The following is a 16,305-nucleotide window of genomic DNA, read 5'->3' on the forward strand; positions in this document are numbered from 1 at the left end:
GAACCAGACACGCGCCGACAGTCGTTTGTCAGATCCCCACAAATTGGGGCACGAAGGTTCATTCGCTTCGACACCCACATGACACGGGTTCAGGGTGTTCTGTTGTCACGTGCTCACGTTGCTCGCGCCCGGACAGGGCTCGCAGACCCCGGGAATGCTCGAGCCCTGGCTCGACCTGCCCGGTGCGGCCGACCAGCTCGCCACGTGGTCCAAGACGACCGGACTGGACCTGACCCGTCTCGGCACCACTGCGACCGCCGACGAGATCACCGACACCGCGGTCACCCAGCCGCTCGTCGTCGTGTCCGCACTTCTCGCCCACGACGAACTCGCGAAGCGGTCCACGCTCCCCTCGGACATGGTCGTCGCCGGCCACTCGGTGGGTGAACTCGCCGCCGCGGCCATCGCCGGTGTGATCACCCGCGACGAGGCCGTCTCGCTCGCCGCGATCCGCGGGCGGGAGATGGCGAAGGCCTGCGCGCTCGAGCCGACCACCATGGCCGCGGTACTCGGCGGCGACGAGGAGCAGGTGCTCGCGCGTCTGGCCGAACTCGATCTCGTCCCGGCCAACCGCAACGCCGTCGGCCAGATCGTCGCCGCCGGTCGGGTGGACGCGATCGACGCACTGCTGGCCGACCCGCCGGAGAAGGCCCGTACCCGTAAACTGTCCGTGGCGGGGGCCTTCCACACGCACTTCATGTCGCCGGCACAGGATGCCGTGGCGGCCGCCGCTGCGACGATCAGCCCGCAGGAGCCCACCGCCGTGCTCCTCTCCAACTACGACGGTCGGCCGGTGTCGTCCGGCCGTGAGGCGCTCGATCGCATCGTCGCGCAGGTGACCAACCCGGTCCGATGGGACCTGTGCTCGGCGACCATGCGCGAGATGGGCGTCACCGCCGTGGTGGAACTCCCGCCGGCCGGGACGCTTGTCGGCATCGCCAAGCGTGAGCTCAAGGGTGTGCCCACGCGGGCCTGCAAGACCCCCGACGATCTGGACGGGGCCACAGGACTTGGATAGCGGTCCCCGCACCTGCGGGGACCCCCGGGAGGCGTGACACGCCCGTCCAAACGATGCAGCGCATCGCTCCGGAACTCACAGCTCGAAGACGACGAACAATGAAGGGAGCCACGCAGTGGCGACTCAGGAAGAACTCATCGCCGGGATCGCGGAGATCATCGAAGAGGTCACCGGTATTGAGCCCTCTGAGGTCACGATCGACAAGTCCTTCGTGGACGACCTCGACATCGACTCGCTGTCGATGGTCGAGATCGCGGTCCAGACCGAGGACAAGTACGGCGTGAAGATCCCCGACGAAGACCTGGCCGGACTCCGCACGGTCGGCGACGCGGTGGCCTACATCCAGAAGCTCGAGGCCGAGAACCCCGAGGCAGCCGCGGCCATCAAGGCACAGGTCGACGCCAGCAAGAAGGCTGAGTGACGTAATTGACCACCTCTCTTCGCGAATACTCGACCGCGGCGGGGAACTTCCCCAACGTCGTGGTGACCTCCATGGTCGCCACGACGTCCGTCGGCGAGGACCTCGACTCCACCTGGAAGGGTCTGCTCGCCGGTGAGACCGGCATCAAGGCCCTGACCGACGACTTCATCACCGAGTACGACCTCCCGGTCCGTATCGGCGGGAAGCTGGTGAAGGATCCGACCGAAGAGGTGTCGCGCGTCGAGGCCCGGCGCATGAGCTACGTCGAGCGCATGGCGCACGTCATGAGCAAGCGACTGTGGGAGCAGGCCGGCGAGCCCGATGTCGAGAAGGACCGCCTCGCGGTCGTCCTCGGCACCGGTCTCGGCGGTGGCGACGCCCTCATCGCGGCGCATGACGCCATGACCGGCACGAAGAACTACCGCAAGGTCTCGCCGCTCGCCGTGCCCATGACGATGCCGAACGGACCCGCCGCGGTCATCGGTCTCAACGTGGGTGCCCAGGCGGGCGTCATGACGCCGGTCTCGGCGTGTTCGTCCGGCTCGGAGGCCATCGCCCACGCGTGGCGACACATCGTCCTCGGTGACGCGGACATGGTCGTCACCGGTGGTGTCGAGGGCTTCATCGACGCGGTGCCGATCGCCAGCTTCGCGATGATGCGGGCGATGAGCACACGCAACGACGATCCGGCGGCCGCGTCGCGTCCGTTCGACAAGGACCGGGACGGCTTCGTGTTCGGAGAGGCCGCAGCGCTTCTCGTCATCGAGCGCGAGGACCATGCACGTGCCCGGGGCGCGCACATCCACGCGCGTCTGCTCGGCGCGGGCATCACGTCCGACGGGTATCACCTGGTCGCACCGCACCCCGAGGGGACCGGCGCGGCACGTGCGATGACACGTGCGATGGAGACGGCCGGCATCTCGAAGTCGGACGTCACGCATGTCAACGCACACGCGACGTCGACGTCCATCGGTGACACCGCCGAGGCGCTGGCGATCAACTCGGCGCTCGGGGACCACGTCTCCGTGTACGCGCCGAAGTCGGCGCTCGGGCACTCCATCGGTGCGGTGGGCGCGTTGGAATCGGTCCTGACCGTCAAGTCCGTCGAGGAGGGCGTCATCCCGCCCACGCTGAACCTCGACAACCAGGACCCCGAGTGCAACATCGACATCGTCGCCGGTGAGCCGCGGTACGGGCACATCGAGCACGCCATCAACAACTCGTTCGGATTCGGTGGGCACAACGTCGCGCTCGCCTTCGGTCGGTACTGACCACGACCTGGGTGCGGGGGCGACTCCGCCGGAACTGCTAGGAGACCTGATGACCACAATGGCACCGATCACCTCGACGGAGGAGACCGTGGATCCTCGTGATCCCATCCTGCGCCTGACCAACTTCTTCGACGAGGGCTCGATGTCGTTGCTGCACCCCCGCGACAAGTCGGGTGTGCAGGCGGCCGTCGGGCGCGTCAACGGCGTCCGCACCATCTCGTACTGCACCGACGGCACCGTCATGGGCGGCGCCATGGGTGTGGTCGGGTGTGCGCACATCGTCAACGCGATCGACACCGCCATCGCCGAGCAGGCACCGGTCGTCGGCATCTGGCATTCCGGCGGAGCGCGCCTCGCCGAGGGCGTGGAGGCACTCCACGCCGTCGGCCAGGTCTTCGAGGCGATGGTCCGCGCGTCGGGCTACGTCCCGCAGATCTCCGTCGTCGTCGGCTTCGCCGCCGGCGGCGCCGCCTACGGGCCGGCCCTCACCGACGTCGTCATCATGGCGCCGGCGGGCCGCGTGTTCGTGACCGGTCCCGACGTCGTCAAGAGCGTCACCGGTGAGCAGGTCGACATGGAGTCGCTCGGCGGTCCGCTGACGCACGGCAAGAAGTCGGGCGTCAGCCACATCACCGCCGACTCCGAACCCGACGCCCTGTGGCGTGCCCGTCGCCTCGTCGCGACGTTCAGCCAGCAGGGCCATTTCAGCCGTCAGCGCGCCGAGGCCGGTGACACCGACCTCAAGGCGCTGCTGCCGGAGTCGAACCGTCGTGCCTACGACGTGCACCCGGTCGTCGCCGCCCTCCTCGACACCGAGATGGCGGCCGACGGGGAGACGGAGATCTCCTCCTTCGAGGAACTGCAGGCGAAGTGGGCGCCGAACATCGTCGTCGGGTTCGGCCGGCTGTCCGGTCGCAGCGTCGGCGTGATCGCCAACAACCCGCTGCGCATGGGCGGATGCCTCAACTCCGAGAGCGCCGAGAAGGCGTCGCGCTTCGTGCGTCTCTGCGACGCGTTCGGGATCCCGCTGATCGTCCTGACCGACGTCCCGGGCTACCTGCCGGGTGTCGGCCAGGAGTGGGGAGGCGTCGTCCGCCGTGGCGCGAAGCTGCTCCACGCGTTCGCCGAGTGCACCGTCCCGCGGGTGACGCTGGTGACCCGCAAGATCTACGGCGGCGCCTACATCGCCATGAACTCGCGCGCACTGGGCGCGACGGCGGTGTTCGCGTGGCCCGGGTCGGAGGTCGCGGTGATGGGCGCGAAGGCGGCCGTCGGCATCCTCCACAAGAAGGCGCTGGCCGCCGCGGCCGACGACGAGCGGGAGGCCCTGCACGAGCGTCTCGCGGTCGAGCACGAGGCCATCGCCGGTGGCGTGGGGCGCGCGCAGTCGATCGGCGTGGTCGACGAGATCATCGACCCGGCGAAGACCCGCAGCATCATCGCCGAGGCACTCGCCTCGGCCCCGGCACGGCGTGGACGGCACAAGAACATCCCGCTGTGACCGCATGAGCACGTGAGAAGGGCCCCGGACCGCTGGTCCGGGGCCCTTCTTCGTGGGGCAGGTTCTCGGGTGTGGGTCAGCCGACGCGCTGGTGCAACCAGGTGACCTCGGCGCCGGCACCGCCCAGGCGGTAGGACTCCAGGGCCTCGTCCCAGGCGGTGCCCAGGGCGGCGTCGAGCCGGCCGGCGAGACCGATCGCGTCGGGCGCGGCGTCGATCATGGAGCGCAGCTGCATCTCGCCGACGACGACGTCACCGTTGGCGCTCATGGACCCACGCCACAGGCCGAGACCGGGCACATGGCAGAAGCGTTCGCCGTCCACGCCCTCGCTGGGGTTCTCGGTCACCTCGAAGCGCAGCACCGGCCACTCGCGCAGGGCCGAGGCCAGGCGCGCGCCCGTGCCGACGGGTCCGGTCCAGTCGACCGTGGCGCGCTGGAGCCCGCGACCGGCCTCCTGGGCCGACCACTTCAGATTCGCCCGGGCGTCGAGGGTGGACGACAACGCCCATTCGACATGCGGGCAGAGTGCGGTGGGCGACGAGTGGATGTACACCACGCCCGTCGTCACGTCCGCGAACTGTTCGAGTCTGCGCACCGGTTCCCACCCTCCGTGGATTCGACGAGGATCGTCTTCCCCAACGTCCTGGCGTCCCACGCGGCGTCACCCGTGCGATGTCATTGTGCCTCAGGGGGCGGGTGTTGCGCCAGTGGTCTGTGGGTCCGATGTGCTATGCGCGCAGTTCACCGACCACCGCGTCGGCGAACTCCGACCACAGCGGCTTGGCCCACGCGCCGAACGCGCGGTCGGTCAGCACGACGCATCCCGCGTCGAGGTCGGGGTCGACCCACAGGAACGTCCCCGACTGGCCGAAGTGGCCCACCGTGCGCGGCGAGTTCTGCGACCCCGTCCAGTGCGGGCTCTTCTCGCCCCGGATCTCGGGCCCGAGCCCCCAGTCGTTGGGACGATGACGTCCGTACCCCGGGACGAAGCCGTCGAGCCCGGGGAAGTGCACCGTGGTCATCGCCTCGTGCGTCGACGGTGCGACGAGACGCGGCGCGAGCAACTCCGCCGCGAGCCGCGCGAGATCCGCGACCGTCGAGGTGGCGCCGTGTCCGGCGGGGCCGTCCAGCGAGGTCGCCGCCATCGACAGCGGCGCACAGACGGCGTCACGCAGGTAGTCCGGGAACGGGATCCCCGTCGCGTCCTCGAGATGGCGTGCGAGCACGGCGTACCCGGCGTTGGAGTAGATGCGCTTCTCCCCCACCCCGGCCTCGACCGTCTCGTCGTCGAACGCCAGACCCGAGGCGTGCGCGAGCAGGTGTTCCACCGTGGCACCCGCTGGTCCGGCCGGGTCCGACAGCGCGACGGCCTCCTCCTCCACCGCCACCGCGACGGCGTATGCCGACAGGAGCTTCGTCACCGACGCGAGGCCGAAGCGGGCGTCGAGGTCGCCGTGTGTGGACACGACCGACCCGTCGCCGGTCACCACCGCCGCTGCGACGGAGTCGACGGGCCAGTCGTCCAGGGAGTCGAGGGCGCTCACGCCCCCATCAGATCACGAGCCCAGTGGTCCTTCGCCGGAGGTGGATCAGTGGTCCTTCGCCGGAGGCGGATCAGTGGTCCTCGTCCGTGAAGCGGATGACGCCGCGGATGTTGCGGCCCTCGAGCATGTCCTGGTAGCCCTCGTTGATCTGGTCGAGGCGGTACTGCCGGGTGATCATGTCATCGATGTTGAGCTTGCCCATCTTGTACATCGACAGCAGCTGCGGGATGTCGAGCTTGGGGTTCGCGCCGCCGAAGATGGTGCCCTGCAACCTCTTCTGCAGCAGGGTGAGCATCGCGAGGTTGAGCGTCACCTCGGTTTCCATCATGTTCCCCATGCCGGTGAGGACACAGGTGCCGGCCTTGGCGGTGATGCCCATCCAGAGATCGACGTCCTTGCCCTGCACCTCGCCGACGGTCACGATCACCTTGTGCGCCATGTGGCCCTCGGTCACCTCGGCGATCGTCATCGCCGCCTCCTCGACGGAGGCGAAGGTGTGCGTGGCGCCGAACTTCATGGCCTGCTCACGCTTCCACTCCACCGGGTCGATGGCGAACACGTTGCGGGCGCCGGCGATGATCGCGCCCTGGAGGGCCGCCGTGCCGACGCCGCCGACGCCCACGATCGCCACGTCCTCGCCGGGACGGACGTCACCGCTGCGCGTCGACGAGCCGTATCCCGTGGGGATGCCGCAGCCGACGAGTGCGGCGACCTCGAACGGGATGTCCTTGTCGATCTTCACCGCCGACGCCTCGTGGACGACCATGTACGGCGAGAAGGTGCCCAGCAGGGTCATCGGGTAGACGTTCTCGCCCGCCGGGGTCTGGATGCGGAAGGTGTTGTCCGACACGGCCTCCCCCTGGAGAAGCATCGCGCCGAAGTCGCACAGGTTCGCCAGACCGGCCTTGCACGACGGGCACTTGCCGCAGGACGGGATGAACGAGAGCACGACGTGGTCGCCGACCTCGAAGTCGGTGACCCCCTCGCCCAACTCCTCGACGATGCCCGCGCCCTCGTGCCCGCCGAGGATCGGGAAGCCGGCCATCGGGATGCCCCCGGTCACCAGGTGGTGGTCGGAGTGGCACATGCCGGCCGCCTCCATCCGGATCTTGATCTCGTGCGCCTTCGGATCGCCGAGTTCGACCTCCTCGATCTGCCACGGGGTGTTGGACTCCCGCAGCAGCGCGGCCTTGGTCCTCATCGCTTCCTCCATCACTCTCGCGCGCGTCTGTCCACATCTGCGCCTGAGGGTGACAGTAGTCACGATCGGCCAAAAATGGAACGTGTTCTACCTGGCTTCGTCCGTCGGTGTCGGGCGCATCCGTAGACTCGGACGCACTCGTCGCGGGCCGAGTCGCGAGGTGTGTCATGGGTCCGCTGATCGAACGATTCCCCTCCCACTGCCCCCGCGGACACCGTCTCGGGGCGCGTCGGATGCTCGTCGGATGGGACAACCGATGCGATCCACCGCAGCGGATCTGGATCTGTACGCGGTGCAGCATTGTGATGCATCACTGCGAGTACCCGTGGCCCCTCACCGATCACCCCTCCGACCGGGCATGATGTCGAGGTGCACCCCGCTCGGACCGACCCGCCGCGCTCATCGCGCGCGTCGTCCGACGTCGTCCCCCCGGTACTGATCCCGGCGCGCAACCGCCTCCGGCGACCCGCGGGTGGCGGCGACCCGTCCCGCCTAGGGCGTGGCCGCCGGACCGGTCAGCGTCTGTGGCGGCGGTTCGACGGTCGTTCCGCCGCGGTCCTGCTCTCGACGGCGGGGTCGCTCCCGCTCCCGCTGTTCGCCATCCTGGACCCGAGCCTGACCCGCGAGGGCGGGCTCGGCGCACTCGTCGCCGTCTGGGTCTTCACCGTCGTGGTCTTCACCACGACCGCCGTGGTCGGCCGTCTCGGCGATCGGCTGTTCACGGTGTTCGGCCTGATCGGCATGGTCGGTATCGCCGTGGGCGCGTGGGCCGTCGTCGACCCGGCCACGTCCGGTGTGGTCATGACCCTGTTGGGGGCGATCCCCGCCATCGCGGCCATGTCCTCGTCGCGGCGGGTGGTCATCGTGTTCGCGCTGGTCGCGATCACGTGCGCGGTGGTGATCGCCTTCCTGACGCCGTCCACGACGGTGGGGTTGCTGGTGCGATGCGGGTCCGGGCTCGCGAACGTCGTCATCCCCGTGTTCATCGTCTCCGCGCTACGCAGTTCGCTGGAGGTGTCTATGCAGCGGTACGCCGTTCTCGGCGACACCGACCCGCTGACCGGACTGCTCAACCGGCGCGGGTTCCTGGCGCGCAGCGGCGACTTCCTCGGCGACGTCGCCGAGGCCGGACAGCAGATCGGGTTCCTGCTGATCGACGTCGACCACTTCAAGGACATCAACGACCGCCTCGGGCACGCGGCCGGTGACGCCGTCCTCGTCGACACCGTGCACGCCATCCTGCGGTCCGCCCCCCGCGACAGCCTCATCGGCCGCTTCGGCGGCGAGGAGTTCGTCGTGCTGTGCTCGATCCCGGGGCAGGTCGAGCTGTCCCACGCCGCCGAGACCATCCGGACGACCGTGTCGGCGACGACCGCGGTCACGGTCAGCCTGGGCGGCGTGGCCGCGCCGCTGTCGGTGTCACGGACGGGGACGTCGAACATCTCCGACGTCGTCGACCACCTCACACACCTCGCCGACCGATGGGTCTACGTCGCGAAGAGCGCCGGCCGCGACCGCGTCGTGTGCCTGTCGACGTCGCCGATCCATTACGTCGCCGGTGATGCCGAGCCGCCGCGCATGTTCGCCCCGGCGGTCCGCTGAGCGGCGCTCACGCCGCCAGTGCTGCCGTCCCGACGCGCGCAACCATCTGCTCCACCCCGCGACGCATCGCGGCGACCACGCGCGGTCCCGCGGTGCGGTCGAGGTTCTCGCGGTCCCACCACATGAGGCGGGTGCGGTAGCGCTCGTCGGGGTACGGCGTGGCCGGGACCGACTCGTCGATCCGGCCGCCACTGGAGGTCCAGCGGCGCAGCGAGTGGTCGGCGGAGGTCGCCATCAGGTGCCGCGCGCCGGTGACGGCGAGGATGGGCAGCGCCATCCGGGCGAGCAGGTCGGCGATCGCGGCGGGATCGTCGACGGCGGGGTCGACCCATGCCGTCTTCGTCTCGACGATGCCGTCGTCGAGGCGGCGACCGATGGCCCGGACGAGATCGGTGCACCCCGGCGAGCCCGCCCACTCGTGCAGGGCGTGGGTCTCGTCGACGCGGCCGTAGGGGCCCTGCACACGCAGCCCGCCGCGACACACGCCCGCCTCGTCCACGATCGCGAAGAACACCGTGGTGTCCGCACCGTCGATCACGGCGTCGTGGTCGAGGGCCGCACCGACCCCGTGGGCGTCGTACACCGATCGCGCCCCGTCGAGATACCGGCGCCACAGCTCGACGTCCCCCGAGGGCGTGGCGATCGCGACCCGGGTCCCGGTGATCGGGTCGTCGATGTCCACGCGCCCGGCGGACGCGAGTCGCGGTCCGAGATCAGGATCGAGTCCGGTGAGTGACGCCGATGACTGCACCGTGGACGTCGCCATGACACACCTCTGTTCGTCTATCGTCACAATTGCTGCCAGATGGACGGGAATCGGCGATCGCATACTGAAAGTCATTGATCGCAAATGGAATTCACGATCGCGATCGAGATTGGACAACGCGAAGTGCTTGCCGGACACCCCCTCCACCATTTAACGAAGTGTGGACGGAAGAGGCAATCTCATGACTCAGGAAGACTTCTCGACCTCTCCCGTCGCCGAGATCCTCGACGAGTCGGGTCCCGCGGATGCGCAGCGGTTGTCAGCACTGCGTGCGGATCCCACGACCCTCGTCGTCGACACCCTGGAGCGCCAGCGGGAGGCACTGCTCGCGTGCCTGCCCCGTCCGGACGACACGGTCCTGGAGGAGACCTCCCGCTGGGTACACATGCCATGGCGGCGAACGGTCGTACACGTCCTGGGACCGCGCGGGTTCCGCCGTGTCCGTCTCGACCGCAACCGCAACAAGATCACCCTGCAGGAGCAGGACAGGGCGGCGACGACGACCGTCGGCGTGGTGGGGCTGAGCGTCGGCCACGCCGTCGCCCACACGATCGCGCTGGAGGGCCTGGCCGGGACCCTGCGCCTGGCCGATCTCGACGAGCTGGACCTGGGCAACCTGAACCGTGTGCCTGCGACCGTGCTCGACATCGGCGTCAACAAGGCCGTGGTCGCGGCACGCCGGATCGCCGAGATCGACCCCTATGTCCGCGTCGAGATCCTCACCGCCGCCGTGGACTCGGCGACCGTGGCGGAGTTCCTCGACGGTCTCGACGTCGTCGTGGAGGAATGCGACTCGTTCGCCGCGAAGGTGCTCGTCCGCGAGCATGCCCGCGACCGCCGGGTACCCGTGCTCTGCGAGACCAGTGACGGCGGTGTCCTCGACGTCGAACGTTTCGACGACGACCCCGGGCGCGCGCTGTTCCACGGACTCCTCGACGGCCTCGACATCGGTGGCGTTCTGGATCCACCGACGCTGATCGCCGCGGCGGCAACACTTCTCGATGCGCGACATGTGACGCCACGGATGGGGGCGTCGGTGTTCGAGGTCGGCCGGACACTCTCGACGTGGCCGCAACTCGGCGGCGACGTCGCCCTCGGCGGCGCCACCGTCGCGGCAGCGCTCCGCCGCCTGCTACGACGAGAACCGTTGCCGTCCGGTCGGATCCGGGTCGATCTCGACCGGCGCCTCGACGACATCGTCGACCCGCTGGCGACCCCCGCCCGTCCGGCGGCACCGGCCGCCCCGGACCCGGCCGTCGAGGCACGGGCGCTCTCCGACGTGGATGCGGTCGCGCACGCGGCCGGTCGCGCGCCGTCGCCGTACAACCTTCAGCCCTGGACCATCCGGCGTGACGGGGACACCGTGGAGATCGCTCGCGCGCCCGCTGCACAGGGCACCCGAGGCGACGTCGCCGGACGGGCGTCGGCGGTCGCGCTGGGGGCCGCCGCCCGCAACATGGCCGTCGCCGCGGCCGCCCGGGGACGGTCGTCGACCGTCGTGCTCGACGGGCAGACCGCACGGATCACCCTGCCCCGCGACCGTCGCGATCCGACGCACGATGCGATCGACGCCGCGGCGGCGATGATCGCCCGCCGCAGCACCCGGGCACCCGGCGACGGCACGCCGCTGTCGGTGGCCGATGTCGATGCGCTGCAGTCGATGTCGACCGAATCGGCCGCCGTGCGCGTGGTTGCCGACCGCGAACGGATCGACCGCGTCGCGGCCGTCCTCGGCGAGGACAGCCGCATCCGTCACCTCGCCCCGGACGTGCACACCGAGATGGTCACGACCGCACGTCAGGCCGACGACCCGTCACCCACGGGCGTCGCCGCGCAGGCGCTCGGACTGCCGACGGCCGCCGGCGCACTGCTCCCCCTGATGCATCGCGCCGAGGTGATGGCGCACCTGACGGACTGGGACGCCGGGCGGGGGCTCGGGATGCCGACCACGGCTGCCGTCGCATCGGCGTCGGCACTCGTCGTCGTGACGGCCGCCGGGTGGTCCGCCGACGACCTCGCCCGCGCCGGGGACGTGGCCGAGGCGGTCTGGATCGCGCTCACGGCGTCGGGACACGGCGCCTGCGTCACCCAGCCGATCGCCGTCTACGCCCGTGACGACGCGGAGCGGCGTGCGATCGCCCCGGGCTGGGAGGACCAGCTCGCCGCGGTGGACCGCGACTTCCGCTCGGCGATCGGCGTGGACGACGACGCCGTCGCGCTCGTCCTGCGGGTGGTGCGGGGCACCGACCCCGGGCCGCTCAGCCGCCGGCGCCCGCTCTGACGACGCGGACGACGCGACGGCGGCTCAGTAGGCGCCGTCGCGGGACACGACGGCCTTCGCCGTGCGCCACAGGATGATGATGTCCTGCATGATCGACCAGTTCTCGACGTAGGTCAGGTCGAGACGGACCGACTCCTCCCACGAGAGGTCGGACCGGCCGGAGACCTGCCACAACCCGGTGATGCCGGGCTTGACCAGCATGCGTCGGGTGACGATGTGGTCGTAGGTCTCCACCTCCTCCCGCAACGGCGGTCGCGGCCCGACGAGGCTCATCGAGCCGCCCATCACGTTGAAGAGCTGCGGGAGCTCGTCGAGGCTGTACCGACGCAGGATCCGCCCGACCCGGGTGACCCGGGGGTCGTCGGCCATCTTGAACAGCACGTCGTTGCCGCGGTCGTCGGCGGTCAGCTCGGCGCGCAGCAGATCGGCCCCGACCACCATCGACCGGAACTTCCACATCGGGAACGGAACGTTGCCCAGGCCGATCCGCTCGCCGCGGTAGAACACCGGTCCCGGCGACGACACCTTCACCGCGATCGCACAGGCGAGCATGACCGGTGACAGCAGCACCAGCAGGACAGCGGTGACCGTGCGGTCGAAGGCGGACTTCAGGAATCGGTTGGCGCCTTCGTAGGCGGGCTTGTCGATGTGCAGCAGCGGCAGTCCGGCGACCGGACGGACCATCATGCGCGGACCGGCCACGTCGGTGACGCCCGGCGACACCAGCATGTCGACGTCCATGCCCTCGAGATCCCAGGACAGTTCCCGCATCGCGGAGTGGCCGAGCACCTCGGCGGAGGTCACGGCGACCGTCGTCGCACCCGAGAGCGCGACCGCGGTCCGGGCGTCGGAGAAGTCGCCGAACACCGGGATGACCCGGGCACCCGACTGCACGATCTCCGGGTCGGTCGGCTTCTCGACCGGCAGGCACATGCCGACGACCTCGTAGCCCAGCTCGGGGTTGGCGTCGAGGCGCTCGATGAGCAGTTGCGCTGATCGCATGCCCCCCATCACCAGGACCCGCTCGAGGTACCGGCCGGCACGGCGCATGCGTGCGACATGGCGGCGCAGCAGCCAGCGGGACAGCACGAGCAGGACGGCACCGAGCGGGAAGGCGACGGCGAGGAAGCCGCGGGCCACGCTGAGCACCAGCAGCTGATCGACGATGGCGAGGACACCGAAGGTGGTGAGCGTCGCGGTGAGCACACGGCTGTACTCGGTGGGCCCGCTGCCCAGGACGCGGCGATCGGAGCTCTGCGTCACCCGCAGCATCACGAACCAGCCGATCGCGATGAGCAGGGCGATGGCGACGGCGGGCCAGCGGTAGCGGCCGAGGGTGTGGACGAGGTCGTAGCCGAAGCGTGCGACCAGTGCGACCATCACCGCGGTGACCACGACGACGAAGTCGAGGATGCGGACGCGCGCGGCGTACTGGTAGATCCAGTTCTGCGAACGTGGCTGCACGAACTCCGCGCGTGCGACGGCGGTCATCTCGCGGCGCGACACGCCCCGCAGCCGGCGGCTGGTTGTCGCGCGGCCGGGCCGTGTCATCGAACTCTCCCCCCGTGCCGACGTGGCCGCGTCAGGCGGCTCGGGGTGTTGATCGTTGCGCCCCGCCACTGCGTTACCCCGCGGTGAGGGCTGCCCGCGCCATGGCGGCGAGTTCGACGGCCGCCACCTCGGCCCCCAGATCGGGCATCCGGGGTGCGGCGTTGATGAGACCGAACACGGCATGGGCGCGCGCGAGACCGACCCGACGGTCCACCCCGGTCACGTCGACGACGGTGTCGGCCCACAGGTCGACGTAGCGGCGCTGCAGGCGGCGGACCGTCGCACGCGGCCCCTCGTCGAGGGCCGCGAGGTCGCGGAACTGCACGGTGATGAGGTCCGGTTCGGTGAGGGCGAACCGGACGTGGACGTCGACGAGCTCGGCGAGGCGTCGTGTGGGGTCGCCGGTGCGAGCCACCACCGCGGTCCCGCCGTCGAGGAGCCGCTCGGAGATCTCGGTGAGCATCTGCGCCAATAGGTCCTGCTTGTTGGCGAAGTGGCGGTACATCGCGGGGCCGCTGACACCGACGGCCGCACCGATGTCCTCGAGCCGGACCGATGCGTATCCCCGCCGCGCCATCAGGGAGGCGGCCGCGGTGAGCAGGTCCCGGCGACGCTCGGCCTTCGCCGCACTGCGGGTGGTGCCGCCGGGACCGGAGGTGGTGGTCACCGGACGCAGTTCGACGGGGCGGGTGTGCCGGCGAAGCGGTCCCTCAGCCACGGCAGCGCGGAGCTGATGTCGACGTCGCCGTGGCCCTTGCCCGGCTGTTCCGACGACTCGAGCGTGTCGCCGAGTGCGCAGGCGCGTCGCACCGCGTCGCGCGTCCAGGCGGGGTCGATGAAGGTGTCGGCGTCACCGAACAGGACCAGCATCGGCGCCGAGGCGGTGCGCTTGGGCAGCGCATACGACTCGAACAGGTCGCGCAGTCGCGTCGCCGCCTCCGTCGACCGGGGCATGATGTCGCCCGGGCGCAGCGCGGCGATGGCGGCCGGTCGCCGCGCCGCCGCGGCTCCGCTGCACGACGACAGCGTGTCCCACAGCTGCGCCGCTCGCGGCGAGCGGTAGTCGTCGCGGACGATGTCGGGATGCGACCGTGCGGCCGCTTCGATGAACAGCTGCAACGACGGCCCCTGGTCCGAGGTCAGGGTGCCGGCCAGGGACTTGGCGACGAGACCGGTCACGTCGGCCGCGGGCGCGGCGGCGACCACGCCGAGCGGTTGCAGGTCGGGCGCATAGGACGAGCTCTCCTCGTTCGCGGCCCAGATCGCGCCACCGCCCTGCGACGACCCGTAGCCGGCCCACCGCGGTGAGACCGACCCGAAGACGGTGCGCGTCGCGCGGATGGCGTCGAGGACGTCGCGTCCCGCGGTGGGCGAATCGAGGTAGGGATGCACCCCCGGAGCGCCGAGTCCCTGGTAGTCGGGCACCGCGACCGCATAGCCCGCCCCGACGAGGGACTGCGCGATGGTGAGCAGGCCCCCGAGTTCGGGGGACCGCGACGGGGCGCACGCCTCGTCGATCCCCGTCGTGCCGTGAGCCAGCGCGACCACCGGCCATCCCCTGGCCGGGGGCGTGCCGCCGGGCACGAACGAGGTACCGGTGACCCGGATCGGCCTGCCGTCGGGGTCGGTCGAGACGTAGGTGATGGAGGCGCCCTTGGCCTGCGCCAACTTCATCGGCACGGTGAGGTCGCCGTAGTCGGTGGCCGCGACCACCGATCCCGGCGTCGACCCACCGGGCACCCTCAGGTCGGGTTCGTCGGGGAAGAAGACGGGCCAGAGCACGACGGCGCCCACCGCGACGACGGCGACGACGAGCACCGCGACCGCCGCGAGCGCCCATCGGAGCGCGCGGGTCACGAGACCTGCACCCGCACCGACTCCCCGAACGGCTTACGCATCACGGCGTCCGCGCATCGCACCACGCGGGTGTCGCCGTCGACGTACTCGTCGGTCGTGGGGAATCCGTACTCCGGTCGCCATGCCTCCAGCATGTCACCGGCCAGACCGTGCACACCGGTCGCCGGCGACCAGAAGACCGTCATCGGCCGGATGCCGCGAGCAGCCTGTCGACCGTCGACGAACGGCCCGTCCGGGACGGCACGCTGGTCGGCGAGGTAGTCGACGACGGGCGCCGGCGACGCGTAGCAGTCGTCTCGCGCGCAGGTCACCGTCCCGTCGGCGTACTCCTGCCGCACCACGGGGATCCCGCGGGGGGACATCTCCCGGTACCAGGGCGTCACGGCACCGCCGACCCGTGCGTCGCCGGTGTCGGCGGCGGCGACCACCCGCTGGTGGACCTCGTCGTCGACGACACCGCCCCGGATCAGGGTCTGCAGCCGGTCGTAGGCGGGCTTCGGGGAGAAGTCGGTGTGCAGGATCCCGAAGGTGTCCTCCTTGTCGGCGCTGCCCGACCGCCGGTCGCGCAGTTCGTGGACGATCACCGGTCCGGCGTACGACAGCTGCGACCACTGCGCCACCGACTGCACGACGACCTGTGCCTGCGCCTGCGGGTCGGTCGGCAGGTCACCGGTCGTGGGATAGCCGATCTCGCTGGCCCACATCTTCTTCGCGCCGTCCCCGTGCGCCCGCATGACGTCGTACATGTCGGCGACCATGCGCATCGCCGAGTCCGGGTCGTGCGGATCGGAGTTGAAGGACGCGGGATACGAGTACGGGTGCACCGACAGCGCGTCGAAGTACCCGCGCGCGCCCGCGGCGTACATGCCCTTCAGGAAACGCAGACCGTTCATGGTGGTGTCGCTGTCGACGGCGGTCGCGATCGCCCCGCCGACCACGGTGATGTCCCGGTCGACCGACTTCAGTCCCCGGTAGGCGGCCCGCAGCAGCGCCGTGTAAGCGCGGGGGTCGGGCCCGGGCCGGAAGTAGTAGCCGCCGTTGGGCTCGTTCCAGATCTCGAAGGTGTCGACGCGACCGGCGAGGTGCCGTGCGGCGTCGGCGGCGAACTCGCCGAACCGCGCCGCCGACGCGGGCCGCTCGGCGATCGGGCCCGGTCGGCTAGCTGTAGTGACCTGACACGTTGTTGTCAGGCAGCGAGTCGGCTGATGGGTGGGCGTCCGCCGAGGGCGGAGTGGCCTCGTTGAGTGTTGTAGCGGACGAGGAAGCGGTCAAGGCCGCGTGTTCGGTTCCGG

The 16,305-nt window shown here is 70.5% G+C and carries 15 protein-coding genes; 6 read left to right on the forward strand and 9 right to left on the reverse strand.

The genetic code is table 11. From position 1 onward, the window contains the following. Positions 1-109: 109 nt before the first annotated feature. The 4 genes from Q1A98_RS20750 (at position 110) to Q1A98_RS20765 (ending at position 4,211) form a co-directional block, all read left to right on the forward strand. Positions 110-1,018 carry an ACP S-malonyltransferase gene (locus tag Q1A98_RS20750; protein WP_299577008.1) on the forward strand — a complete coding sequence of 303 codons (909 nt, stop codon included), beginning with the start codon at positions 110-112 and terminating at the stop codon, positions 1,016-1,018. A 115-nt stretch (positions 1,019-1,133) separates the two neighbouring features. After that, on the forward strand, positions 1,134-1,439 hold the full coding sequence (gene acpM, locus Q1A98_RS20755) for a meromycolate extension acyl carrier protein AcpM (RefSeq protein ID WP_299577010.1): 306 nt from the start codon (positions 1,134-1,136) through the stop codon (positions 1,437-1,439). Positions 1,440-1,444: 5 nt separating this feature from the next. Next, the gene (locus Q1A98_RS20760) at positions 1,445-2,710 is read left to right on the forward strand and encodes a KasA/KasB family beta-ketoacyl-ACP synthase (RefSeq protein ID WP_299577012.1); all 1,266 of its coding nucleotides are present in this window, start codon (positions 1,445-1,447) and stop codon (positions 2,708-2,710) included. A gap of 49 nt (positions 2,711-2,759) precedes the next feature. Continuing rightward, positions 2,760-4,211 (forward strand): carboxyl transferase domain-containing protein, encoded by a 1,452-nt coding sequence (locus tag Q1A98_RS20765; RefSeq protein WP_299577014.1) that lies wholly within the window; start codon positions 2,760-2,762, stop codon positions 4,209-4,211. Positions 4,212-4,287: 76 nt separating this feature from the next. Here Q1A98_RS20765 and Q1A98_RS20770 read toward each other — a convergent pair whose 3' ends face one another. From Q1A98_RS20770 to Q1A98_RS20780, 3 genes are all read right to left on the reverse strand, one after another. Further along, positions 4,288-4,806: a DUF3145 domain-containing protein gene (locus tag Q1A98_RS20770; protein ID WP_299577016.1), complete on the reverse strand. Its 519-nt coding sequence runs from the start codon at positions 4,804-4,806 to the stop codon at positions 4,288-4,290. Between the two features lie 133 nt (positions 4,807-4,939). Next, a complete protein-coding gene (locus Q1A98_RS20775; protein ID WP_299577018.1) occupies positions 4,940-5,755 on the reverse strand; it encodes a serine hydrolase in 816 nt (271 codons plus the stop codon). Between the two features lie 70 nt (positions 5,756-5,825). After that, entirely contained in the window at positions 5,826-6,956 is a 1,131-nt protein-coding gene (locus tag Q1A98_RS20780) for an NDMA-dependent alcohol dehydrogenase (protein WP_299577020.1), read from the reverse strand. Between the two features lie 369 nt (positions 6,957-7,325). On the opposite strand from Q1A98_RS20780, the gene Q1A98_RS20785 reads away from it, so the two are divergent. Further along, the gene (locus Q1A98_RS20785; protein ID WP_299577022.1) at positions 7,326-8,558 is read left to right on the forward strand and encodes a diguanylate cyclase; all 1,233 of its coding nucleotides are present in this window, start codon (positions 7,326-7,328) and stop codon (positions 8,556-8,558) included. A 7-nt stretch (positions 8,559-8,565) separates the two neighbouring features. Here the strand turns inward: Q1A98_RS20785 and Q1A98_RS20790 are convergent, their stop codons facing one another. After that, complete coding sequence (locus Q1A98_RS20790) at positions 8,566-9,324, reverse strand: hypothetical protein (protein WP_299577024.1); 759 nt, start codon at positions 9,322-9,324, stop codon at positions 8,566-8,568. Positions 9,325-9,505: 181 nt separating this feature from the next. Here Q1A98_RS20790 and Q1A98_RS20795 point away from each other — a divergent pair, with 181 nt between their 5' ends. Next, positions 9,506-11,605, forward strand: a complete 2,100-nt coding sequence (locus tag Q1A98_RS20795; RefSeq protein ID WP_299577026.1) for an Rv1355c family protein — start codon at positions 9,506-9,508, stop codon at positions 11,603-11,605. Between the two features lie 24 nt (positions 11,606-11,629). Here Q1A98_RS20795 and Q1A98_RS20800 read toward each other — a convergent pair whose 3' ends face one another. The 5 genes from Q1A98_RS20800 to Q1A98_RS20820 all read right to left on the reverse strand — a co-directional run. Beyond that, positions 11,630-13,156, reverse strand: coding sequence for a sugar transferase (locus Q1A98_RS20800; protein WP_299577028.1), 1,527 nt, complete (start codon positions 13,154-13,156; stop codon positions 11,630-11,632). A gap of 73 nt (positions 13,157-13,229) precedes the next feature. Continuing rightward, positions 13,230-13,823, reverse strand: a complete 594-nt coding sequence (locus Q1A98_RS20805) for a TetR/AcrR family transcriptional regulator (protein WP_299577030.1) — start codon at positions 13,821-13,823, stop codon at positions 13,230-13,232. Then, positions 13,820-15,013, reverse strand: a complete 1,194-nt coding sequence (locus Q1A98_RS20810) for a lipase family protein (protein WP_299577032.1) — start codon at positions 15,011-15,013, stop codon at positions 13,820-13,822. The genes Q1A98_RS20805 and Q1A98_RS20810 overlap by 4 nt, the downstream gene beginning before the upstream one ends. After that, complete coding sequence (locus tag Q1A98_RS20815) at positions 15,010-15,951, reverse strand: hypothetical protein (RefSeq protein WP_299577034.1); 942 nt, start codon at positions 15,949-15,951, stop codon at positions 15,010-15,012. The genes Q1A98_RS20810 and Q1A98_RS20815 overlap by 4 nt, the downstream gene beginning before the upstream one ends. 248 nt (positions 15,952-16,199) lie before the next feature. Further along, positions 16,200-16,305 (reverse strand): integrase core domain-containing protein (locus Q1A98_RS20820; protein ID WP_299577069.1); only part of this gene is annotated, 106 nt, incomplete at its 5' end.

This window comes from uncultured Williamsia sp. (assembly GCF_947494875.1).
Taxonomy (GTDB): Bacteria; Actinomycetota; Actinomycetes; order Mycobacteriales; family Mycobacteriaceae; genus Williamsia_A.